The organism is Paraglaciecola arctica (assembly GCF_018861065.1).
Classification (GTDB): Bacteria; Pseudomonadota; Gammaproteobacteria; order Enterobacterales; family Alteromonadaceae; genus Paraglaciecola; species Paraglaciecola arctica_B.
This window is the reverse complement of the sequence record NZ_JAHKQO010000017.1, coordinates 66,388-88,551: the sequence shown is the minus strand read 5'-3', so window position 1 is coordinate 88,551 and position 22,164 is coordinate 66,388. Positions and strand designations below refer to the sequence as shown.

Sequence of the window (22,164 nt, the reverse complement as noted above, 5' to 3'; positions counted from 1 at the left end):
TTTCAAATTCATAATCAAATGTCTTGCAAATAGGGTGGGTCCATATATGACGAGGGTGAGCGATAGTAGTAAAGACTGCGGGAATGACGGTAATCCCCTTCCCACTTGTCATTCCCGAATGCTTTTATCGGGAATCCAATGTTAAATAGACTGGCTGGCGCTCCATCAAAAAAACGCCATTTAATATGGCGTTTTTTTATTCAAGCAACCTTTCGGTAAATTACAATGGTTTAACTGCACCAAAGAAAGCAACAGTTAGAATCAATATCCAGTAAAGGTAAGCAAGTTTACGCCCGAAACGAATTGAACGGTCTAAAGTGGCCTCCACTTCAGCATTTTCTCCTTTTGCCAACACAATAAACAACTCACTCCACTCCCGCATAATAAAGCGTAATTTAAGGCCAATCATCAATGTACAACCATAAAAGAACATCTTGATTGAAAACCATTTTTGCCCAGCTTCAGCCATCAAAGGTCCATCACCAAATAATGACCAAAGGCTAGTGATTAACAATGCAGGTATCACGACAAAGCGAATGCTCTCGTCGAACTTGGTTAAGCGAATGCCCTTTTCTGTATCGCGATAATAATAGGCTGACCAACACAAACCTAGCCACATAGCGAACACAACCCACATACCAACTAGCCAGTTTCCACCAAGGGGTTGAACTCCCCAAAAGTGCCCCATGTGTAAGCCAAGCGGCAATAACATGATGATGCCAGTACGTGCCAAAATATCGATACGATAAGCTGTTTCCATGTGGCGTCGGCGTTCGTCCATCGACAATTTGCGGTTAATTACATTGAACGAAGTTTGAAATACTCCCCACTCACCACCTAACCAATACACCATTGCCACAATGTGTAACCACCTAAGAATGGGTAACTGGTACATTTCAATAAAAGACATAAATTGACCCTTGTTATATTTAATTATTTTTAGCCGGGGTAATCGCTACCTGTTTACCTGCTTGGTACTTGATTACCACCCTGAGTAAAACTTTACGCTAGGGTCATTTAATGCAGAATGATGAATATCAATTTGTAGATGTTATGCCATTTAAAACCGCAACTATGGCTGCATACACACAACTATTTATAAAAATTGTGGCGCTGGGTATTTTCAATAAAAACAAAATGCTATAAACACACTACAAGTTATTAAGGGCAGCTTACAAGCGTTGTGCAGTTTTCATAGGTTACAACCTTTTAACTGCAGTATAGTGTGACTTAGGGGTTATGAAAGGGTGAGTAAAAGTGTCAGATAAGAGTTTAAATTCTCAGATAATTTCCTATAAAAAAGCATTGGCTAGCGGCGAATTCCAAAAAACCTTTCAAAGCCTAGTATCGATATTTCAAAGTCTAAGAAACGAATTTCATAAAAACTATCGAGATGAGTTTTCTGTCGCCAGCGTCATGCATGGATATGTCGACTTTACCTACTTCTATTTACAAAACGATTATCTCAAAAAACACAAACTGAAACTCGCTGTGGTTCTGAATCATCAAAAGGTGCAGTTCGAACTTTGGGTACTGGGGCAAACAAAAAACGTACAGATTGAGTACTGGAAAAAGTTAAAAGGCACAAAGTGGGTTAATCCAGAGGTTATGCCTGAATATTCCATTTTCGAGATTGTGATCCTTGATAATCCAGATTTTGACAATCTACTAAAGCTTTCAGAATCTATTCACAGTGAATTTACGACACGCTCAAAGGAAGTGTTTGATATATTGGTAAAATGCCAATAGCGATATACGATGCCAATAGTGGTAACAATGCCAATAGTGGTAACAATGCCAATAGTGGTAACAATGCCAATATTGATACAAAAAATAGAGGAACATCCCTATGTGGGACCAAAGATATAGTGAACAAGGGTTTGCCTATGGCGCCAACCCAAACGATTTTTTGAAACAAGAGTATTCTCGTATTCCCAAGCAGGGCCGAGTATTGTGTTTGGCAGAAGGTGAAGGTAGAAATGCAGTCTTTTTAGCGAAACAAGGGTATACAGTCACAGCTGTGGATCAGTCATCTGTTGGTCTCGAAAAAGCCAGTAAACTTGCACAAGAAAATGGCGTAACGATTTCAACTGTTGTCGCTGACTTGAATGACTATGATCTTGGTAATGATTGTTGGGACGCAATAGTGTCAATTTCGGCCCACGTGCCTCCACAGCTACGCTTAAAATTGCACAAAAAAGTTGCGGTTTCTCTGAAGAAATCTGGGGTGTTTATTTTAGAAGCTTACACTGAACACCAGTTACAAACCTCTGGTGTAGGAGGACCTCCCGCAGCCAATAAAGAATTATTTATGTCGCTGGAAGCGCTGCACGCAGAGCTAAACTCTTTAGATTTTAAAATTGGCAGAGAAACAGTCAGACATATTTCAGAAGGCAAACACCATCAGGGTGAAAGTGCGGTGGTACAAGTGGTTGCATGTAAAAATTAGTGGTGACCACAATATTCACAGTACTAGGCATCAATAAGCTGGCCATGGACATAAATTCTCGGAACTTGTTACTCAGGCTTTTAAAAAATGTCTAATCCACTAAGCTTCCAAGAAGAACAAAGGGGTCAAGTTGCTTGATTAATAAGACTCTATAATCAAGTGAGCTTTATACAGCCTTATATTATTGACTCTATTAGGTCGGCAATGTCGGAACTACCGTCATTACCACAGGCGAATCGCACTAAAATACTTTCACCAAAGCAATCATAAACCAGCAGACAAACTACACTCAATTTTTGCTACAGTTTGTATCGATTGTTTAACCACTGCTCTTTGGCAACTCACATTTAAACTCAGTGTGTTGTTGCCAACTTTCTGCTAAATCTAATAAATAGTTATCACTGCCTAAGGGTCCAACAATTTGCATTCCGGCAGGTAACGATTGGGTACTTAACATAGGCAATGACACTGCCGGTAATCCAGCTTGATTGGCAAAACTCGTTAAGTCAGCTTGGTTGGCAGGTACTGGATCATCAAAGGAAAATGCCCGCTGTAAATTAGTCGGCATAAGAATAGCACTGCCTTGCTTAAATAACTGCCGTGCAAACACTTTGGCCTTATCCAATATGCGTTCTGCCCCCATAATGTCCATAGGGGATTTACGTTCGATATAGGACAACATACCGCGCATATAGTCCGAGAATAAATGCCGGTTATGTTGCCAGTCAGCTTGGTGTTCAATACGCATATCTGCTTCACACAGCAATAATCCCGCGCGGCGCGCGGCTGCAAAGTTGTACTGAGCAAAATCGAAATACTGCAATGTAAAACCTAGATCAGTAAACGCAGTTAAATTGGCATTAAAGTCAGCCACTATATCTGCTGCCACACCTAGTTCTTCTAAGTTTTGAGGGACCAAGAGTATCTTACTGTCGGGGTAGGAATAACTGTCAAAAACACTGAAATTAAATGAAGAAGCCGAGTCTTGGTCAAATGCCGTAAGTACATTCATGGCTAAGGTTAAATCTTTTGCTGAACGAGCCATAGGACCAATACAGTCCATAACGCGACTGCAAGTGACTGAACCGCTATTGCTCACAGCTCCTCGGCTGGGTTTGAAACCAAAAATACCGCAATATGCTGCAGGTATGCGAACCGAGCCCATAGTATCGGTTCCTAGCGCCAGACCTACCATACCCGAGGCTACCGCGGCCGCTGATCCGCCAGATGATCCCCCCGGGGTAAATCCTTGTTTGTGAGGATTATGGCAATTACCAAAATGTTCATTTTGATTGGTGGCACCCAGCGCACCTTCGTGCATATTGAGTTTACCCATAAACTGCGCCCCGGTTTGGCGCAAACGGTTAACCACAAATGCGTCCTGAGCCGCTTGGCGTCCTACTCGAGTGGCCATGCCTGCCGTGGTAGCAAACCCCAAGACATCAATATTATCTTTGACTCCAAAACATATTCCTTGGAACAACGACTTTAAAGATGTGGTAGGTCCCGAAAACGATTCGTTACATGAAAACGTTGGCATTTGATAATCAATAAAGGCATTAATCGTCGGGTTGAGCGATTCAATCAAAACAAATTGCTCAGCGGCCAACTCTCTCGCCGAAATTTGTTTATCCTTAATTAGCGCAATATGTGTACTCACATCTTGGCTTAGCAGCGCGGTATCCATTATTTAAACCTTTTGTCTATCAAGCGAATTGGTTTCTGCCTGATGTCTACTTGAGTCAAAGGGGTTAATTCACCTTCACCCACCAACACCACTTTGACTTCTATGCCTATCTTACGTTTTAACAATTCGATATAGGCAGGTAACAAGTTAGCGCGTTCCACTTCTGGCGTTGAGACTTCAACCCGCACTATCATTTCGTCACGGCCGCTTGCTTCGCGTATCGCTTCACAAATAAATTCGCCCAAGAATTCGCTGCGCTCGTCGAGCATGGGGCCGATTCCTTGAGGATAAATGTTGATGCCGCGGAGTTTTACCATGTTGTCAGAACGTCCCATAAAACCTTTGATACGTTTAAAAGGCATATTTAGGGAATTCTCGCCTAACACTTCTTGGCTAATATCATGGGTGTTAAAACGAATTATCGGATACACATCATCTTTGTATAAACAGGTGACCACCATGTTTCCTGTGGTTCCCGGTGTGACAGGTTCGTTGGTATCGGTATCTAGTAATTCTAAAAATTGTGCGTCTTCCCATACGTACATGCCATTATGGTCTGGGCCTTCAGCGGCTATGGTGCCGGTATCACCTACGCCGTACCAATCGAATAATTCTGGGTTACCCCAGGTTTTTGCAATGCTTTCGCGGCTTTCCATGCCTAGATGACCGATAATCATATCGATTTTAATGTCTTCACCCGGCACCAAACCTTCTTCTTTGGCAACATCGGCAAGGCGCTTGATATAGTCCACAAAACCAACCAGCACATTAACCCCAAAGGTTTTCATCAAATTCACTTGCTGCACCGAGCGAGTTTCTACTCCAGTACCTGCCGACAAAAACATCGAGTTAGTGTATTTAGTCACAGCTTCACGAATATAATGACCACCGTTAATCATGCCGTGGCCGTAACATGATTGAATAGTCGCTGCTGGTTTGAGCCCCATAAATCGATATGAACGCGCCACCAGCAAAGATTGCACTTCGCGGCTTTTGGGTCCAAACAATAATGGTTGCGGCGTGCCTGTGGTACCACTAGTGGTATGAAACACTAAAGGCGGGCGTTGCTCAGGTGGAATGCCGTCAAGGCCGTGAAAATCACCTATGGGTGGATATTGCTCGACACTATCCATGATATCTGACTTTGATATCAACGGCAGTTTTTCAATATCTTTAAGGCTTTGAATATCTTCAGGTTTGACTCCAGCCTTACCCCAGATACGCTGATAGAATGGGATCTCCCACGCTCGTTTTACGACTTGCTTAAAACGTACATTCTGCAATTCTTCTAAGGTGCTGCGGCTCATGCCCGCAAACTGTTCGAATACATCATCACCCAAGGGATAGTCTTTTAACATCTGCTCATAGTCAAAGGACTCAAAATAGGTCGGGTATGTGCTTGTCTTTTTTGATTTACTGGCTGTGTTTGATGGCATATCGACCAAATTTTTCATTGTTTTACCTACTACTGACGAGTGCTGCTACTAGGCTATTAATATTCGGGATTTGCTCGAGTTGGTCTATGCTATTTATCAAATGCTCAAGGTTAAACTCATCAAATGCTAAAATTGCGCTGTGACAAGCCGCTTTAAACTTGGCAAGTTGTGCCTCGCGGCTAAGAGGATTTTGTGGACTGCCCAAGACATGTTGCAAATCAACCTTTAGTTCTTTTCCTGAGTTTAAGGTAACCATCACTGTCACAGGTGCTAGGGCATTCAAATCTTGAGTATCATTTAGATGGGTAAACACTTTAGCGCCCAGTTCGAGGCGCGTGTTATCAGTTAAACATTCGCGCTCAAAATCAGCCACAGCAACACTACCAGCTAACAATACAGTGGCTGCAATATAACCATTACACAACTTGGCATAGCTGGCATCCATGTCGTCTTTAATAGGCCTCCCAACTAGTTTATTGATTAGTGGCGTTGCATACACATCGATTCTGGCAATATCCTGCACACTAAAGCCGTGTTGTGTTTGTAATTGCTGCAAACCATCAACCGTGCCGTGACCGGCTCGACCGGTAGGGAAAGGTTTGTGGCTCACCTGCTCTATTTGATATTCAAAACCTATTTTTTGCACTAAAGGAGTGAGATCAAAGCTGTCTTCGAATAGCTGAAAATAACCGTAAGGTCCTTGCAATATGTCTTTAGGGCCAGCAAAGCCGGCTGCTGCCATATCTACCGCGCGGATAGCTGCTGCTGAATTAATACCGATTTGCATAGCTAACATTGGCGATCCCTCTACATGAGATTGCATGGTGCCGCTAAGCTGGCTATAGGCTATACCTAAGGCGTTTTGTAGGGTCTCACCTTCTATTGCTTGCATCGCACAAATCCCAGCGGTTGCGCCTAAACAGCCACAAATTGAAGGTCGAAAAAACTTTAAACTTGAAGTGACACACTGACCAATTAAGGTCGCCACATCCACCGCAATCACCACACCTAAAATCAGTTGCTGCCCCGATAAATTATGTCGCTGGGCATAAGCAACCAAAGACGACAAAATCACTGCCATTGGATGTACTACTGCGGGTTCGTGTACACAATCCCACTCTTGATTATGTATTTGATAACCGTTAATCGCCGCAGCCGATACTGCAGGCATCCATTCGCCGGTTACCCAAACTTGGGCTTGATGTGCTTCGCCCCACTGACTTACCGCTTGTTTAATTTTAGCGACATTGGGTACGCGCGAACCGCTGATCCCTACCCCTATTGAATCAAGAATAAAGGTCTTGCAGGCGCTCACTGCAGAATCGGGTAAACCTTCATAGTTGCTATTTTCAATATGTTTTATCAACAACTTGATGGCGTCAGGTGAATGACTCATAGATTAATTGCTCTGTACTGGGCTAAGTAATGCCGAAAATGTGAAAACAGGTGCCGTTTGCAACCAATCAAAGGCGCACAATTGCTCAATTTTTTGTTGGCTCACGCCTCCATGGCTTAACAGCATCTGCGCTTTGTTATGAAGTTGCTTCTTAGAAAGAGGCTTTTCAGGATCTCCTAAAGTATCTTGTTGCTGATGTTCAATACACTGGCCGCTTTTTAACACCACTGAGCATTTGGCCCCAAAATGTTGTGGGTATTGAGATTCGATATCCTCATCGATATAAACATGAATACGTTGCCGCAATTCGAGAGACGCAACTTCTGCAATTGCACTCACTGTATAGTGCTCTAGTTGGGGTTCACCCCACAATAAAATGGCGGCAAGTGCATGTTGAATACTAAATTTAGCTTCTAAACTGGTTTCTGGAGTAATGCGATCACAAAACAATTGGGCATCTTGATAAACCCCCACATCAATACGTTCGATGTCATCTAGGTTAATACTATGTTTGTTAAGTATCTCTAACAACACATCCATGGCCCCATGGGCATGACGACAGGCCGGCCAAGGTTTAAAACTACAATCATAAATGCGCCAGTTAGGGTGTGTTTTAATAAAGTTTTCAAATGAAGGATCGTCTGACAGCGCGTTAAATATGCCCTGCGGCCCTTCGAGAATATATTCTGGCCCAGTTAAGTTTTGTTTGCTCATAAAAGCCGCCATCAAACCCGAACGACTGGCTTCGGCGTTATGCCATTGTTTGGTTAAAACTTTTTCATTGCGCATTTGCCACAGCCCACCCGTTGTGCTGCCTGCGTTGCCTAATGCCGAAAGTGTTTGCTGCTGTGACAACTCAAACACCGACGCTGCAGCCATTGCAGCACCTAACACCCCACAAGTTGCTGTATTGTGGAAATAACGATAATGGCTGCGTCCAATCGCTTCGCCCATTCGAATTGTGACTTCGTAACCTTTAATGATTGCGGTTAGAAAGGCTTCTAAAGAACACTCAGTTTGCTCAGCTGCCGCCAAGGCCGCAGGGATCACCACAGGCCCCGGATGTAAAATAGAGGTACGATGTATATCGTCCATCTCAAGTACATTTCCCAAGGCACCATTGAACTGAACCGCGTTTTGCATGTTAATTTTTTGACCACCAATTGCAGTACATTTGCCTACGTCATCAAGCAGCAACAAGGCTTGATAGGCACGCCTTGCCTCTGACGATTTCGCAGCGCTGGCACATGCTACCCAATCGAGTACATGTTGCCCTGCGCGAGTTAAGTCAGCTTGGGTAATAGGCATTTGATTAATGTCAATTAACAACTGTTTGGTTAGTGAATGACTAGTTGGCAACTTAACTTTATTCCTATACTCTTTAATTTGTCCGGACATATTTATAACAGGTATTATTCTGTTATTCGACTAAGCATTGAGCATAAATGACTAAAATCAAATTGTTATCAACTAAACACCCGCTCCCCAAATATCAGGACATTGGTGAAACGCTGATTACGCAGATATTATCTGGCGATTTTGCTGTCAATACGCTCTTGCCGACTGAAAAACAGCTATGTGAGCAATTTTCGATTAGTCGCCACACCGCTCGTGAAGCGCTGCGATATGTGGATAAAACTGGCTTAGTAGAACGTAAACAGGGTTCAGGTACCTTAGTTAAACGCAACACTATGCCAGAACAAATCAATCAGTTTATTAATTCGGTTAAAGATCTATTAGCCTTTGGACAAAATACTCGTTTTGAAGTGCAAGTCAGCGATATGATCATCTCCGATGAATCGATCGCGGCATTACTCAATGCCACTAAAGGACAGGAGTGCATTCACGTGGGGGGGGTACGATTTGAACCTCACGATAAAAAAACAATTTGTTACTCCAATATTTATCGTCGTCCCCACCAGGATGAGGTTGACGAAAAACTTAAAGATACCAAAACCGCTATTTACGCAGTTATCGAAGCCCTTGACGATAGAAAAATAGGAAAGATTGAACAACAAATGTCAGCCTGCTTACTCACAGAATCCTTGGCAACTCAGTTAGACGCGCCGGTTAATTCAGCAGCAATGAAGATCACACGTCGCTATTTTGGGCTCAAGGATGACGACTTAATCCTAGCTGCAGAAAGCATTTATCCGGCAAAACGTTTTAGCTTTAGCTCCGTTTTGTATCCAAGTAAATAGTCAGGAATATCATGTTAGTGCAATTTAACTGCCTTGATAAACACCCCGATATGCAAGGTGAGCGTATGCAACATTTGGCCGCGCACCTTGCATGGGTTGAAGAGCATATGACACATATTTGTGTGGCGGGGCCCCTTAAAAACAACGCCAAAATTATTGGCTCGCTTTACATTCTTGAGGCAGACGATGTGAAACAGGCCGAAAACTTGTTACGCAGTGATCCTTATTTCGTAGCAAATATCTGGGCCTCGATAGATATATTTGAATTTAACGCTTACGCAGGAAGTTGGGTCGGTGGTAAAAACTGGCCTACCCAAGCTTCCAATTAATTTCCCTAAAACAACAATAAAACCAGGAGTACCCCATGCAATCAGTATCAGCAACAAGTGACAGCCCAGCATCCAAAGCGGGCAAAAATATGGGGCATCCTATGCACTGGATAACGGTTTTTATCGCCATGATGTGTTTGTTAGTTTCAAACGGCATGGTGATTACCGGGATCACAGCATTTGACAGCGCAATACTTGCAGAATTTAGTGATTGGTCTCGGGGAGATTTAAAACTGCGGGGATTAATTACCCTTGCCCTAACGGGATTAATGGCGCCTCTGTTTGGCATATTAATCGACAAAATTGGGGTGAAGTTTTTAGTGGTCGTTGGCTCAGTGGTACTTGGCGTAAGTTTTTATGCTTATGGCAATATCAGTGATCTTTCTGACCTGTATATGATCCACGCAGCATTCGCAATTGTACTACTCGCTTGTGGTCTTAATGTCGCTGTAATTTTAGTTTCTAATTGGTTTGTAAAATTACGAGGCACAGCTATAGGTATTGCTGTGGTAGGCACCTCCTTAGGTGGCGCAGTGTTAGCACCTTTATTTGCCTCTTGGTTGGCAGACGGCATGGATTGGCGCGAAGCCATGCAATTAGGGGCAGTAATCCCCTCTGTGTTGTTTTTACTCGCCTTGTTTTTGCTTCGTAACCGCCCTACTGATATGAAACTGAAGCCCTATGGATTTGACGAAAACGCTGAAGAATCCAGCGCTGATTTATCGCAACATGGATTGACTTATAAACAAGCGATAAAAACCCGCTCATTTTGGTCTATTGCTTTTATCGCCATGTTCACCTTTTATACCATTATGGGTTTTCAGGCCAACTTAGTATTACATCTAATGGATCTAGGGTTTGACTTACAATCTGCCGCAGCCGGCTTGAGTGTGTTGTTTATTCCTGCACTGATTGGTAAATTTTTGTTTGGTTTAATTGCCGATAAAATTTCAGGGAAACGTGTGTTGTATAGCAACCTAATACTGATGTTAATAGGCTTAGCCGGCATGTTAGTGGCCGACAAAGACAATGTGTTAGTCCCCATTGGTTTAATTGGATTTATGTGGGGCGGCTTTTACACTCTATTGCAAATCAATGCCGTCAATAACTTTGGTTTAAAGGCCTCAGGAAAACTACTAGGTACGATTACGGTATTAGATGCCTTTGGTGGTGGTTTAGGTATTTGGGCAACCAGTGCCATTTATGATGCCTACGGCAGTTACAACAATGCCTTTTTGATATTCTGCGTCTTGGTTGCCTTATCTGTGGTACTGATCACCCAAGTGAAAAAACACGTTTAATAACCCATTTACACGTAGCCTCGGGTTTTCAAGGCTGCGTGTAATATTTCCTCGCTTTTATCAAAACGATTATAGCCAATCACCTATATCAACCCGACAATACCAAGCCATCGATACCAGATCTTAAGCAAATGACTTAGATAGGCTCTTAGCTGATATTCACTGGTTATTTTCCAAACACTTAAATTATACCAATTCCATTAAAGAAGTGACCTCTCAGCGAGATTTAAAGAAGCTTAATCAAGGCGCGTGAATGCAGGAATAGTGGGCCTCTTTCAAATTCGCGCAACGCAGAGTAAGCTTCTTTAATGGGATTGGTATTAACCCACACCTAAAACACAAAACGAGCCCTAAAGACTCGTTTTGTGTTTTTTAGAACGCAGATTTTTCAGTGGTTAGCCAAAACATGGAAGCCCTAGAACCACCAAGGTGATGGCACACCAGTGTTACGGATATAAGCTTTTTTACGAATAAAACGTCTAATTGACTCTGCTCCCATACGCGAACCGCCTAATCCAGAATATTTAAAGGATTGTTTCTCAGCTTCATGAATGAGTGCAGTTAACGACGAATCATTAATGCTAATGGCCCCCGCTTCCAATCGGCTGGCAACTTTTTGGGCGTGTTCAATATTCTGGCTAAATACTGCTGCCGATAAACCAAATTCTGAATCATTAGCCAACGCAATAGCTTGCTCATCGCTGTCGACCACAGTCACTGGTAAAATCGCGGCAAAGGTTTCTTGGTCAATAATCTTCATATCGGCTGTAACATCGGTCAATACTGTAGGCATACAATAGCGGCCACCTCCTAAATTGAGCACCTCACCACCACATAAAATTTTGGCTCCTTTATCTTTAGCATCTTGCAGCTGTGCCTCCACAATAGTCACTTGTTTGGCAGAAATAATCGGACCAATTTGACCCTGCTGAATATCCGGATAGTTATGTTTAAGTGATTTGACGTTTTCCACCAACTTAGTTAAAAACGTCGCGGCAATATCCTTGTGCACGTATACCCGTTCTATCGACATACAGGATTGCCCAGCGTTTACCATACTGCCCCAACAAAGGGATTTCGCGGCAAGTTGTGGATCTGCGTCTTGGCAAACAAGGGCAGCATCCTTACCTCCCAACTCTAAAAATGCGGGAATAAATCTTTGAGCACAAAGTTGCCCTACTTGACGACCTGTTGCCACACTGCCAGTAAAACACAATGAATCAACAGCATTAATTACCCCTTGGCCAGTTTCACCGGCGCCGCTGACTACAGCTAATACCTTGTTTAGTTGCCCAATGGATTTAAGCATCTGATTAAAGGGCACCACAAAACGAGATGTGACTTCACTGGGTTTAATTAAAACTGCGCTACCAGCTAACAGTGCGGGTATTGCGTCCACTAAGGATAACAATAACGGAAAATTCCACGGACTAATCACGCCCACTAGTGGGTAAGGTAAGTAATCTTGCTGTAACTCAATAAAAGGAATTTCTGCTTTCCACGCTTCCTTGTTGGTCAATAAGTCTGGCGCTTGCTTACACCAGCGATGAATGCTGTTAATAGTGACATCAATTTCTAATTCTGACTCATTGTAGCGACCCGTGTCATTTACCAAAGCATCAAGTAATTGCGGCTTATATTGCGCGATACTGTTTGCTAGTTCTTGTAAAACAGAGATTCGACCTGATAAACCTATATCCCACCAGTGAGCTTGCTGTTGTTTCAAACTTGCCGCCAATTCCGCCACTTGTGACGCACTAGAAAGGGTTAAATCGAAATCTTCGACTCCGCTGCGAGGATTGACTATTGCCATAGTTTGCTGAGAATTATTCATCGCTTTGCTCCGCTTCAATCACCCCATTTGTTTGTAGGTTCTTAATTGTTTGCATTTGCGTGGCAATAAAGTGACTACGATCTGGCAAATTGACCTCTTTGTTTTCATTGAGCATAGTGTTGGCTGGGTACACAGTTTGATTATAATGTGCACTGAATAACTCATTACGTTGCCGCGATAAAATATTGCCCATACCTGGTTTATTGCGATAGCGGCGTAATGCGGTGATATCAATTTCGGCATTAGCCACCATGGTTTCTCCCATACCAGCTTCAGCCATCACCCGGCCCTTAAAATCTACTAACTTTGACATACCATCAGTCGACTCTGCCGGAAAGTCGATATCAGCTATACCTGCAGAATTAGATGACACTACATAGGCTAAATTTTCAACTGCTCGAGCCCGTTTAGCGATGTCTTTAGGCGTTAATTCCACAGACCCCACTTCAGAACTACTATGTAATAACACTTCTGCGCCATTCATCACCAAACAACGGCTGATTTCTGGATAGAGTATTTCTTCTGACGCCACACAAGCCAAATTACCTAACTCAGTTTTGACCACTGGAAACAAAGAGTCGGCTCCATATATGTCTAAGTATTTATCTAATACATCATGGGGCGTAGGCGCAAACATCGACACCAAACGTCGATAACGTAAGATGCAATCACCACTTGGACCTAATATAAAAGAGGTTTGAAAATACAGGTCGCTGAAATGAGGGTCCAGCTCGTAGACATTGCCAGACAAATAAATTTGATTTTTCTGGGCGATTTCACCGAGCATTTCATATTCTTTACCATCTTGGGCTATCGCGGCTTTCTCTTTCCATTGAGCAAACGACTCTCCCATAGGAAAACTCGTTAAAAAATATTCTGGCAATACCACCATTTTTACACTGGGTCCTACAAACCCCTTAGTGCCTTGAACTTGACCAGCGACGCGGCGAATATTGTCATAAATTTTTTGCCGGGCGTCGGCTTCATTTAGTTTGTTAACGGCGAAACAACGGGTTTGCAATGCAACTGCGGTATAGGCGATTGACATAATTTACTCCAAAGGGGTCTGTGTCATGCCGTCAATAAGCATGATATTAAATTGGCCTGCACCTTCGCGATGTTTTTTGGCGGCGGCATATTCAGCGGAATCCCAAAACGCATGGGCGGCTTGAGTATTTGGCCATTGTGAAATGACCAGGCTCTTAGGTGCGCTCTCCCCTTCAATTAGTTCTGGCGCACCCATAGCGATATATTCCCCACCAAATTTTTTAATTAAAGGTGGAACGATTTGGGTGTACACAGTGAACTTTTCCCAATCGTGAACCGTCGCTTGGATTATCAAATAGGCACTCATGTTGACGACTCAATTATTAAATTTTGATTACTTTAGCAAATGACACAACATATTGAAGTGAAACAAATTTGTGTGCGAGCATAGTTTGATATTTGGCAATAACAAAGCAGTCCTTTAGACCTAATGCTGTTCACTTAAGGTGAGCAGCAGATTTTTTTGATGGAACGCCAGTCAGTCTATTTAACATTGGATTCCCGATAAAAGCATTCGGGAATGACAAGTGAGAGGGGGATTACGGTCATTCCGGCGGTCTTTTGGCCGGAATCCACTTTTATTGTTTTTACACCAATAATTTATCAATCGATTATTAAAAGTTTTTCTTAACTGATCGGCATTAGTCCTTTAGACCTAGTTATTTTTTCACGGGTTTCTAATTTTTGGCTTGGTATTAAATGTGGGATATACCAGCTCCAGCAAAATCATTACAGCTAGAACGTCTAATTCTACAAGAATAAAGAGGATGTTTGGGATAACACCCACTTTTAAAAATATGTTTAAATAAGCTTCCTACCAGTCTTCGTTGTAAAACAGCCCCAAAGTTTTGCATAACCTAAAACAGCCATTGTTTGCAGCTATAAATCAAGGAACTGTCCATGAGTGGGTTACTAAAATTTATTGTGTTTTGTTTAACCTTTGCAGCGCTTCCCAGTGCCCAAGGGGCAGACAGTGTTAACCTAATCATAATGATAGAAGACGCCGACAAAAATTCGCTCCGCAGAAATAATCAAATTAATAAACGAGTCTATGCCAGTATTAGTCAACAACTCAGTCAGGTCGCTGATATTTATGACGAAACCAGTCTTACCCTAGATACCTTTAATCAGGACCGCGAGTATCGAACTGATGCTGAACTCATCGATATTGCACGTTCCATAACTCGCCCGCCTATCGATCTAGTGGTAGTGCTGAGTACTTATGCCGCAATCACTACCACTGATTACGCTAAAAATGCCAGAGCTCGGGTGGCGGCCAAAATACTAAACGCCAAGTCGGGGCTGTTCTTAGATAATTTTGAAGTGCTAAGTCCGCGCACTTGGTCCATTCCCTATGCCTGCAATAAACAAAGTTGCATCCTAGAAGAAATAGGCGATGAAGCAAAAGTATTAGGAGACGAATTAGGATTAGTTTTAGCTGAAAAATTAAACTGGTTGATAAGCGGTGAAACATCACAACCAAACACAACCTATAAAACCCAAATAGTAAATGACTACTACTTAGAATTTGACGGATTTAGCCTCCAAGACATGGCGAATATTGAAGAGTATTTGTTGCTTTTTTCTGGCTATATATCACATCGCCCCACCCAACAACGCCATACCCGCACAACATTGTTGTATCGTTCAACTTCTGGTACGGCAAAACTGAGTAGAAATATTCTAAAATTACTTGAAGAATTAACAATGCGCGCCACTATTAATTTTGAAGGTAATAACTTTAATGTAAAACGCATTACTTTTAGAGGTGAGAACCCTAATCGCGACATTGCTGAAGGTTGGTAAGAATTTTGCTTTATTTTTACTTTAAAAATGCCCAGCACAGATATTAGCAATTGATACCACTTAGCTTACATAAGTATTAACAAACATCTATGTCCAACCTTTTGAACAAAAGCACAATACATTCACTGATAGGTTACGTTTTTGGCCTTATGTACTTGTGCGGGCAGACAAGTTTTGCCGCTGAACGTTGGAAAATTGTGGTGTTACCCGACAAAAACTACCATACGCCTACCGAACTACCTAGAACGGCCAATATACACAGTACAATTTCCCAAGAACTAACTACCGCCCTTGGAAACGCTGATTTTGATGTACTTAATTTGCATTATTTAGATTTACCTAATTGTATGTTAGAAGACTGCTCTACCCTAACCGACCGAGCCATCAGACAAGGTGCAAAACGTTCAGGTAAAGAAGTCAATCTCGCTTTGTTATATCAACTCAATGCGTTTAAACAACGTCAGGCAATAACACAAAAATGGTACTTTAGTTTGTCTGGACGTTTATTAGACTTACAAAGTGGCGCACAACAGGATGCGTTTGCGGTGGATAATTGGGTAATGACTCCTGCTAAAAACTGTATTGCAGATTGTCTAAGCAATTGGTTGCAGCAAAACTTAGGATTATTAGCCCAGGATCTTGGTGCAGTACTCAGTGAAAAATTAGCGGCTTTGCCACGACGATTTGACTATCAGCTAAACCTAAACCATTTCACTAGTGGGCAGTTGCAACAAATCGATGATTATTTAAAGAATCTTCAAGGTTATGTGGCTGACGTTTTATTAGGAGATATACCCAGTGAAAACCAAGGTCTCAATCAAGAAGCAGCTCTAAATATTAATCGATCTTACCAATATACCTCTGAATTGAGCGCATCGGAACTTGGAACGCAACTGGCCAACTTAGATAACCATTCTACCTTCGCACTTCAGTTTGAGTACAATAATCTGCAGCGCCAGTTTACTATCTCGCCTAAAGAGCACTCTGACTCATGGGATACACTCAATGAGTTTTTCAGTGGACTGTTTAATCAGCCACCACAGCAAGAGCCGCAACTACCAGACACTGACTCAGCTATAGCGGAACCCGATGCTCTAGAGGAACCTCAGCTCGAAACTGATGAAGAAAAACAGGCGAGACTGGACCAACAAATGTGGGTCCAAGCCAAAGGGGTCAACACCCTCGAAAGTTACCAGCAATACCTGAATCTATGGCCTCAAGGACAACACTTTATGGAAGCACAGGCAGCCATTAAAGGATTTCAAGATGATGAGAATAGTTGGCAACAAACATTAACTATTAACACTGTTCAAGGTTTTCAGCAGTACCTTGTAGTCAAACCTAACGGCAAATATAGAAACCAAGCTAAACAGCAATTAACGCTGCTTAGGCAACAGCAACAGTTACTCCTTAAACAGCAAGAAAACAGAGCCTTAGCAGATGATTATTATCAACATAAAAATTATCCTGAGGCACTACATTACTACGAACAAGCGTCGAATTTAGGTGACGCTAGCTCACAATACTTGTTAGGAAAAATGTATGAAAATGCCAGAGGTACACAAAAAAATCTGCGCCAAGCGGCCAATTGGTATGCTTTGGCGGGCGAGCAAGGCCACATAAAAGCGCAAGCGACTCTTGGGTTGATGTATTCAACAGGTAAGGGTATCAGTCAGGATTATTCACAGGCCGCCTTTTGGTATAAAAAAGCCGCTGAACAAGGACATAAGGAAGCACAACGCAACTTGGCTTATCAATATACATACGGCCAAGGCATAGTTAAAAATTATCAACAAGCCGCTTTCTGGTATGACAAAGCCGCTATCCAGGGTGACGCAGATGCGCAGAATAGTTTAGGTAAACTTTACGAAAGAGGCTTAGGCGTGAATAAAAACTTAACTAAAGCTAAAAGCCTGTACCAACAAGCAGCAGACCAAGGTAATCAAATCGCTCGTATTAATTTGCAAATGTTAAACCACTAAGCATTTTTTCTCTCTAAGTATTGCATAACCTCTAATGGAGGTACTTATGCATCAACATAACAATCACGACACTAGCACCCAAGCCATGACAGAAGTTGCCCTAGGTCTTTCAATGGCATTTTTTTCTTTGTTAATTTTGGCTTTATTTTCTATTGGTCTGCCCGAACAACAAAATGTCGAAGCGGTGAAACAAAACCCACTACCGTTAGACATCGACGAACAACTGAAACTGGCAAATAGTAGCGGTAAAGCACCATCCAATACAACCGCTGGCAATCAACACCAGCAATATGCCTTTTACTTCAATGGAAAATTTTACGATCAGCAACTCAATCCCTTGAATAATCGGCAGCTCTTAGGGTTTAAAGCTACTCAACCATTGATACTGGCGGTACAAGATACCTTAGCTTTGGCGCAAATTATGGCGCTACGCCAACGAATCAATCACCCAGACCTTTCCATCACTATGCTTAATCAAAGCTGGCAAAATCAGTTGGAGAAAATGCCATGAAACCCAGTGTAATCCTTAAGTTATTAAGCTTCTTGGTGATATTTTTGCCGCCACAGGTTTTGGCAACCTATTACTACAATACCGAAGAGATACAGCAACAAATCATTTCACAAGCAAAACGCCATGACATTGCACCATCATTAGCGTTAGCCATTGCTAAGGTCGAGTCGAATTTTAACCCTGAAGCACTTAGCCACTCTGGAGCCAAAGGAGTGATGCAAATTATGCCACGCACCGCAGAGCAAGCTTTTGGGGTCTCCAGAGAACGACTATTTGAGCCTGAGATCAATATAGAGCTTGGAATTAAATTTATAAAAAGGTTACTGGACCGTTATGAAAACCGAGTAGAGATTGCGTTATCACACTACAATGGTGGCTCTGGTGTGAAAAGCAGAGATGGCAAGCTTAGGGTGATGCCAGCCACTAAAAATTATGTGCAAAAAGTATTACGAACCCAACAAACATTTCTAGATCACGACAAGCCACATTTATTTCTAGAAGCTAACTATATCAACAATGAACGCTCTCGTTATGCTGAAGCTGAGTTATTTGATTCTGATTTAGCTATGGAACTGGCTATGATTGACACCCCTACTGAAAATTCACAAATCGAAACCTTACGGGCATTACGATTGCACAACATAACCCGCAACTATCAAAGTAAAACGAAAACGCCGAGATACAAAAACAACACTGAATCGGTCAATCCTCAGCCCATTGATGTGTCGCGCGATGCGAAAATAGCCAAGGTCAGGCAGTGGGAATCTATTTATCTAGATTAGAGTCTGCTAATCCGTTAAATTAACCTCATAACTATAACAGTAGCAACCTTAGTCAGGCCAAATGACCAGTATTATTAACTATGGAATTAGTGAAACCTTAAAGGCGCTATTTGCGCAACTAAAAGAAACCCCAGGCCTTAACGGCTACAAATATCATCATAAAGATGTTGAGCTACTTTCCAGAAATATTGTCTGTCGCAACTATGGCTCAGTGTGTTACGAACTGAGCTTTCTTTGTTGGGCAGTTGTCAACCATCCACAATATTCATCTTCTCCCCTACTGAGCTTTTTTTGGTTGCAAGAAAACATCCAACCTAAACGTTTCCGGGAAGCGTTTGCAGAGCCGTTGCATACAACTTTAGGTAAAGCCTCTATGGGTAAGGAATATTTGACGCTGCAACTAGGTGACATTGAATTTAGCATTTCCCCTACTCGAGTTGCGGTATTAGCGGTAATGCTAGAGTTGATCGCCAGCATTGATCCAGCCCAGCTGGGTAATATTGAAAAAAACTTGTTGGATGCCAACGCACAAACCGTAAAAAACGTATCTTCTGAGTTACAAAAACTCATTTACGCCTACTTAAAACAGCATCTACCTGAAGCCAGTACCCAAGAACGTTTTCGGGCAATAAGCAGTTGGTTAAAAAAGCATGGTTTAAGCACCAAAAATATTTCCGACCAAGACGTACTCGATTTTTGGCTACATCCTCCAGAACAGCCTAGCTATATCAAGTTTTCCACAGTATTAGATGACTTACTCGATGCTATCAGCGCCATGGAAGTGGTAGAAAACGCCTTTAATGCGGAGCACGGGTTGAGCTTAGTTAATGATTCTAATGGCGAACCTGGAGAAATTCCCGCAGATTGGGTGCAAAACACAGTGTTTGAACAGACACAAAGTGACACAGATTTAAGTTGGTTGTGCCAATCACCTAAATTTTTAACATTGGCACAATATCAAGCTATGAGCGCAATTTTGAGTCACAGTAAATTGGCACGGCAGTTACCTTTGTCGTTTTTACGGTTAAAAATATTTTCTGGTTGGCAGTCGGTATTAGTGCAAGCCAAACGAAAATCCCCTCAAGTGTTGGCAGATAAACTATCCCAATGCCCCGAACATGACTACCAAGGGTTTGTTGAACAACTAAATGATTCAGAAACCCAATGTAAACAAGTACAAAAAGCCATAGGCTATATATTTTATGCTCTAAAAAGCCCGTTGTTTGTTGGCATCATGCTGAAACAAATACCGCTAGAACTGCAACAAATTCTCAAAATTTGGATGCGAGAAAAAATCCAAGAATCAGATAACTTCAAGGGCAATATGTTTACTGAGATCCAGCAATGGTTGTCTCAATATGGAAGTACTCAGACATGGTTAGCAGAGGCAAACAAAGCATTTAACCTTAATAACAAGGACGGATTTAAAACACTGCCCTGTAGAGCTGAATTAGAAACCTACCAAGACGGTAGCGACGCGCTACAACAATGTCAGCAAATAGTGGCAGGTTATTTATTGAGATTAGAAAAATTAAATCACAAAAATACTGAATTAGAGGCAATTTATCGCTCTGACCTATGCATATTCAGTAGTAGATTTAAGCAAATTTATGGAGCATCTAATGCCTGAACATCACTATCACTTAAGGGAGCAAATATTTACTGCCAAAAATTTGTATCGAGAGTTACATCAGCCTTTAACTGAGGCTAACCAAGAAACGAGCTCTTTGGTATTTAACGATCTTGTGCAGCTCGCCCAAGGCAACCCTAATATTGATGAAAAAACGGTTATGCATAAAGTTAATCAATCTTTGACCTTACGACGTCACTATATGCAATTGCTACAAACCCTAGCCTTTGCAGTCAGTCCTTTGCAAGCAGCAGCCAGTTCCGATACTCAAATCAGTAGCCGTAAAACGCCACAATTTGAGCTACTTTTTAAGCGCGACAAACAATTTTCTGGGCAAGTATATGTGATTCTTAAAATTCCTCATTCAGCCCAAAATCACCATAACCAAGGGGTACGCGTCAATTGCTGCTCCGAAAATTTAATTTCGTCATTACATTTCCCTCCTATTGTGGATGGTAAAACGCAGCTATTAATGGAAGAATCAGATCAGAAATTTATAAACATGTTTGATACTGAGTTTGCGATATACCTTTCATAATCCCGATTGTAGAGTTGCTTCATCTTTGAGCTCTGTTTCTGTAGTCATTGCAGGGATGCGCCTTAGATGAAAACTCACGTTTTTGTGGCGACTACTCAAGGCTTAGTGGCGATACAAAATATCACCGCCATTGACGATGAAGACATCAGTTCAGTGGTATCGGTCAATGGCACCTCTACCACAGCCAATATCAGCAGTAGTTATCACAACTTTGTAAAAAAAGGCGTGGGCATTATCCAGCAAATGTTTGGTGCATGTAGTTACCGTGTTGATATAAGTGCCCGTATTGACCAAGGCAATAGTTGGCAATTGGCCATGTTTTTAGGACATTTAGCGCAATCAAAAGGTATGCTTGGCGATGGCGAGGTAGCGTCTGGCGACAACGTCATTTGTGCAACGGGCGAAGTGAACACAACTAACCAGCAAGTATTAGCCGTTAACAAAGTTGCACTTAAATATAAGCTGGCGTTTTCACAGTTACAACAATGGTCGGCGTTAGGGGCCAAAGTACAGTTTTTAGTACCCCAAGGGAATCAAGAGCAACTGGGCAAAAATGACTATACGATGATAGTGAACAATCTCGAAGATGCAGCGTCCGCTCTTCCTAGCACCACAACACCACAATCGAAACCCACTACAAGCGCAATAAAAACAGTAAGTACTCACTACCTACGTACTATAATAATCATGAGCATTATTTTGTTTTGTGTTTTAATATATGGATTCAAAGCAGTCATATTGCCAGAAGATACCCAGCACCAAGATACCATTAACCCCGCACAGGCATCCCAAGCAATAAGCTCCCCCCAAATACACGTGCAGGCCTTGCTCAGACAGAATAAAAGCTGTGAAACCGCCACCAGCAAAACACTACCTTCTTCTAACAAAGTCTTTGCCGATTTAACACTAAAACAGATCTGTGAATTGTATTTAGTTGCACCGCCATCTCAGGTTCAGGTGCTGCTCATTGCTCAAGATGCCTACACTGTGCTGCCACTTTCCCATTCAACTGAAGGTTGGCGAATTCCACTTCCTAAACACCGCTTATCCAACCGCAGTTATTTTTTGGTTACACTTGCTGATGCTCTTAGTGAAGAAGAAATCGAATCATTAAGGCTTTACCGCGAAAACCTGTCTAAACCACAACAACTAACCAAAACTAAACTGACTAATTGGTTGCAAACACAGCATATAGAAAGCTCAATTTACACTCATAGGTTACTGGTAGATTAGCG

The 22,164-nt window shown here is 42.1% G+C and carries 21 protein-coding genes; 13 read left to right on the top strand and 8 right to left on the bottom strand.

Going from position 1 to position 22,164, the window contains the following annotated elements; genetic code table 11:
- Positions 1 to 220 precede the first annotated feature (220 nt).
- Positions 221 to 910, bottom strand: coding sequence for a hypothetical protein (locus KO534_RS07265; RefSeq protein ID WP_215928908.1), 690 nt, complete (start codon positions 908 to 910; stop codon positions 221 to 223).
- 110 nt (positions 911 to 1,020) lie between these two features.
- Here KO534_RS07265 and KO534_RS23600 point away from each other — a divergent pair, with 110 nt between their 5' ends.
- The 3 genes from KO534_RS23600 to KO534_RS07255 all read left to right on the top strand — a co-directional run bounded on the left by KO534_RS23600 (position 1,021) and on the right by KO534_RS07255 (position 2,449).
- Complete coding sequence (locus KO534_RS23600; protein ID WP_289848804.1) at positions 1,021 to 1,146, top strand: hypothetical protein; 126 nt, start codon at positions 1,021 to 1,023, stop codon at positions 1,144 to 1,146.
- Between the two features lie 111 nt (positions 1,147 to 1,257).
- Positions 1,258 to 1,749, top strand: a complete 492-nt coding sequence (locus tag KO534_RS07260) for a DUF7000 family protein (protein WP_215928907.1) — start codon at positions 1,258 to 1,260, stop codon at positions 1,747 to 1,749.
- A gap of 100 nt (positions 1,750 to 1,849) precedes the next feature.
- Positions 1,850 to 2,449 carry a class I SAM-dependent methyltransferase gene (locus KO534_RS07255; RefSeq protein WP_215928906.1) on the top strand — a complete coding sequence of 200 codons (600 nt, stop codon included), beginning with the start codon at positions 1,850 to 1,852 and terminating at the stop codon, positions 2,447 to 2,449.
- 319 nt (positions 2,450 to 2,768) lie between these two features.
- On the opposite strand, the gene KO534_RS07250 is transcribed toward KO534_RS07255, so the two are convergent.
- The 4 genes from KO534_RS07250 to KO534_RS07235 are packed head-to-tail and all read right to left on the bottom strand — an operon-like array spanning position 2,769 to position 8,327.
- Entirely contained in the window at positions 2,769 to 4,136 is a 1,368-nt protein-coding gene (locus tag KO534_RS07250) for an amidase (RefSeq protein WP_215928905.1), read from the bottom strand.
- Positions 4,136 to 5,590: a phenylacetate--CoA ligase family protein gene (locus KO534_RS07245; RefSeq protein ID WP_215928904.1), complete on the bottom strand. Its 1,455-nt coding sequence runs from the start codon at positions 5,588 to 5,590 to the stop codon at positions 4,136 to 4,138. The genes KO534_RS07250 and KO534_RS07245 overlap by 1 nt, the downstream gene beginning before the upstream one ends.
- A gap of 4 nt (positions 5,591 to 5,594) precedes the next feature.
- Positions 5,595 to 6,968, bottom strand: a complete 1,374-nt coding sequence (locus KO534_RS07240; RefSeq protein WP_215928903.1) for an MmgE/PrpD family protein — start codon at positions 6,966 to 6,968, stop codon at positions 5,595 to 5,597.
- A 3-nt stretch (positions 6,969 to 6,971) separates the two neighbouring features.
- On the bottom strand, positions 6,972 to 8,327 hold the full coding sequence (locus KO534_RS07235) for an MmgE/PrpD family protein (RefSeq protein WP_252732008.1): 1,356 nt from the start codon (positions 8,325 to 8,327) through the stop codon (positions 6,972 to 6,974).
- Between the two features lie 86 nt (positions 8,328 to 8,413).
- Between KO534_RS07235 and KO534_RS07230 the strand changes: the two genes are divergently transcribed.
- The 3 genes from KO534_RS07230 to KO534_RS07220 are packed head-to-tail and all read left to right on the top strand — an operon-like array spanning position 8,414 to position 10,799.
- Positions 8,414 to 9,169, top strand: coding sequence for a GntR family transcriptional regulator (locus KO534_RS07230; protein WP_215928899.1), 756 nt, complete (start codon positions 8,414 to 8,416; stop codon positions 9,167 to 9,169).
- Positions 9,170 to 9,180: 11 nt separating this feature from the next.
- Entirely contained in the window at positions 9,181 to 9,498 is a 318-nt protein-coding gene (locus KO534_RS07225; protein WP_215928897.1) for a YciI family protein, read from the top strand.
- A 35-nt stretch (positions 9,499 to 9,533) separates the two neighbouring features.
- The gene (locus KO534_RS07220; protein WP_215928895.1) at positions 9,534 to 10,799 is read left to right on the top strand and encodes an MFS transporter; all 1,266 of its coding nucleotides are present in this window, start codon (positions 9,534 to 9,536) and stop codon (positions 10,797 to 10,799) included.
- Positions 10,800 to 11,214: 415 nt separating this feature from the next.
- Here the strand turns inward: KO534_RS07220 and KO534_RS07215 are convergent, their stop codons facing one another.
- The 3 genes from KO534_RS07215 to KO534_RS07205 are packed head-to-tail and all read right to left on the bottom strand — an operon-like array spanning position 11,215 to position 13,987.
- The gene (locus KO534_RS07215; RefSeq protein WP_215928893.1) at positions 11,215 to 12,633 is read right to left on the bottom strand and encodes an aldehyde dehydrogenase family protein; all 1,419 of its coding nucleotides are present in this window, start codon (positions 12,631 to 12,633) and stop codon (positions 11,215 to 11,217) included.
- Positions 12,626 to 13,681: a nitrilase-related carbon-nitrogen hydrolase gene (locus KO534_RS07210; RefSeq protein WP_215928891.1), complete on the bottom strand. Its 1,056-nt coding sequence runs from the start codon at positions 13,679 to 13,681 to the stop codon at positions 12,626 to 12,628. Before KO534_RS07210 ends, KO534_RS07215 begins: the two co-directional genes overlap by 8 nt.
- A gap of 3 nt (positions 13,682 to 13,684) precedes the next feature.
- Entirely contained in the window at positions 13,685 to 13,987 is a 303-nt protein-coding gene (locus tag KO534_RS07205; RefSeq protein ID WP_215928889.1) for a DUF1330 domain-containing protein, read from the bottom strand.
- A gap of 593 nt (positions 13,988 to 14,580) precedes the next feature.
- On the opposite strand from KO534_RS07205, the gene KO534_RS07200 reads away from it, so the two are divergent.
- The 7 genes from KO534_RS07200 (at position 14,581) to KO534_RS07170 (ending at position 22,162) form a co-directional block, all read left to right on the top strand.
- Entirely contained in the window at positions 14,581 to 15,486 is a 906-nt protein-coding gene (locus KO534_RS07200) for a hypothetical protein (protein WP_215928887.1), read from the top strand.
- A gap of 89 nt (positions 15,487 to 15,575) precedes the next feature.
- Complete coding sequence (locus KO534_RS07195; protein WP_215928885.1) at positions 15,576 to 17,468, top strand: tetratricopeptide repeat protein; 1,893 nt, start codon at positions 15,576 to 15,578, stop codon at positions 17,466 to 17,468.
- A 46-nt stretch (positions 17,469 to 17,514) separates the two neighbouring features.
- On the top strand, positions 17,515 to 17,979 hold the full coding sequence (locus tag KO534_RS07190; protein WP_215928883.1) for a hypothetical protein: 465 nt from the start codon (positions 17,515 to 17,517) through the stop codon (positions 17,977 to 17,979).
- The gene (locus KO534_RS07185; protein ID WP_215928881.1) at positions 17,976 to 18,761 is read left to right on the top strand and encodes a lytic transglycosylase domain-containing protein; all 786 of its coding nucleotides are present in this window, start codon (positions 17,976 to 17,978) and stop codon (positions 18,759 to 18,761) included. The genes KO534_RS07190 and KO534_RS07185 overlap by 4 nt, the downstream gene beginning before the upstream one ends.
- 61 nt (positions 18,762 to 18,822) lie before the next feature.
- The gene (locus KO534_RS07180; protein WP_215928879.1) at positions 18,823 to 20,391 is read left to right on the top strand and encodes a hypothetical protein; all 1,569 of its coding nucleotides are present in this window, start codon (positions 18,823 to 18,825) and stop codon (positions 20,389 to 20,391) included.
- Positions 20,384 to 20,929, top strand: coding sequence for a hypothetical protein (locus KO534_RS07175; RefSeq protein ID WP_215928877.1), 546 nt, complete (start codon positions 20,384 to 20,386; stop codon positions 20,927 to 20,929). Before KO534_RS07180 ends, KO534_RS07175 begins: the two co-directional genes overlap by 8 nt.
- Positions 20,930 to 20,995: 66 nt before the next feature.
- Positions 20,996 to 22,162: a hypothetical protein gene (locus KO534_RS07170; RefSeq protein ID WP_215928875.1), complete on the top strand. Its 1,167-nt coding sequence runs from the start codon at positions 20,996 to 20,998 to the stop codon at positions 22,160 to 22,162.
- Positions 22,163 to 22,164 lie beyond the last annotated feature (2 nt).

Coding starts and splice junctions, on each gene's coding strand:
- KO534_RS07265 (WP_215928908.1), bottom strand. CDS start 910: ATGTCTTTTATTGAAATGTACCAGTTACCCATTCTTAGGTGGTTACAC.
- KO534_RS23600 (WP_289848804.1), top strand. CDS start 1,021: ATGCAGAATGATGAATATCAATTTGTAGATGTTATGCCATTTAAAACC.
- KO534_RS07255 (WP_215928906.1), top strand. CDS start 1,850: ATGTGGGACCAAAGATATAGTGAACAAGGGTTTGCCTATGGCGCCAAC.
- KO534_RS07250 (WP_215928905.1), bottom strand. CDS start 4,136: ATGGATACCGCGCTGCTAAGCCAAGATGTGAGTACACATATTGCGCTA.
- KO534_RS07245 (WP_215928904.1), bottom strand. CDS start 5,590: ATGAAAAATTTGGTCGATATGCCATCAAACACAGCCAGTAAATCAAAA.
- KO534_RS07240 (WP_215928903.1), bottom strand. CDS start 6,968: ATGAGTCATTCACCTGACGCCATCAAGTTGTTGATAAAACATATTGAA.
- KO534_RS07230 (WP_215928899.1), top strand. CDS start 8,414: ATGACTAAAATCAAATTGTTATCAACTAAACACCCGCTCCCCAAATAT.
- KO534_RS07225 (WP_215928897.1), top strand. CDS start 9,181: ATGTTAGTGCAATTTAACTGCCTTGATAAACACCCCGATATGCAAGGT.
- KO534_RS07220 (WP_215928895.1), top strand. CDS start 9,534: ATGCAATCAGTATCAGCAACAAGTGACAGCCCAGCATCCAAAGCGGGC.
- KO534_RS07215 (WP_215928893.1), bottom strand. CDS start 12,633: ATGAATAATTCTCAGCAAACTATGGCAATAGTCAATCCTCGCAGCGGA.
- KO534_RS07210 (WP_215928891.1), bottom strand. CDS start 13,681: ATGTCAATCGCCTATACCGCAGTTGCATTGCAAACCCGTTGTTTCGCC.
- KO534_RS07205 (WP_215928889.1), bottom strand. CDS start 13,987: ATGAGTGCCTATTTGATAATCCAAGCGACGGTTCACGATTGGGAAAAG.
- KO534_RS07200 (WP_215928887.1), top strand. CDS start 14,581: ATGAGTGGGTTACTAAAATTTATTGTGTTTTGTTTAACCTTTGCAGCG.
- KO534_RS07195 (WP_215928885.1), top strand. CDS start 15,576: ATGTCCAACCTTTTGAACAAAAGCACAATACATTCACTGATAGGTTAC.
- KO534_RS07190 (WP_215928883.1), top strand. CDS start 17,515: ATGCATCAACATAACAATCACGACACTAGCACCCAAGCCATGACAGAA.
- KO534_RS07185 (WP_215928881.1), top strand. CDS start 17,976: ATGAAACCCAGTGTAATCCTTAAGTTATTAAGCTTCTTGGTGATATTT.
- KO534_RS07180 (WP_215928879.1), top strand. CDS start 18,823: ATGACCAGTATTATTAACTATGGAATTAGTGAAACCTTAAAGGCGCTA.
- KO534_RS07175 (WP_215928877.1), top strand. CDS start 20,384: ATGCCTGAACATCACTATCACTTAAGGGAGCAAATATTTACTGCCAAA.
- KO534_RS07170 (WP_215928875.1), top strand. CDS start 20,996: ATGAAAACTCACGTTTTTGTGGCGACTACTCAAGGCTTAGTGGCGATA.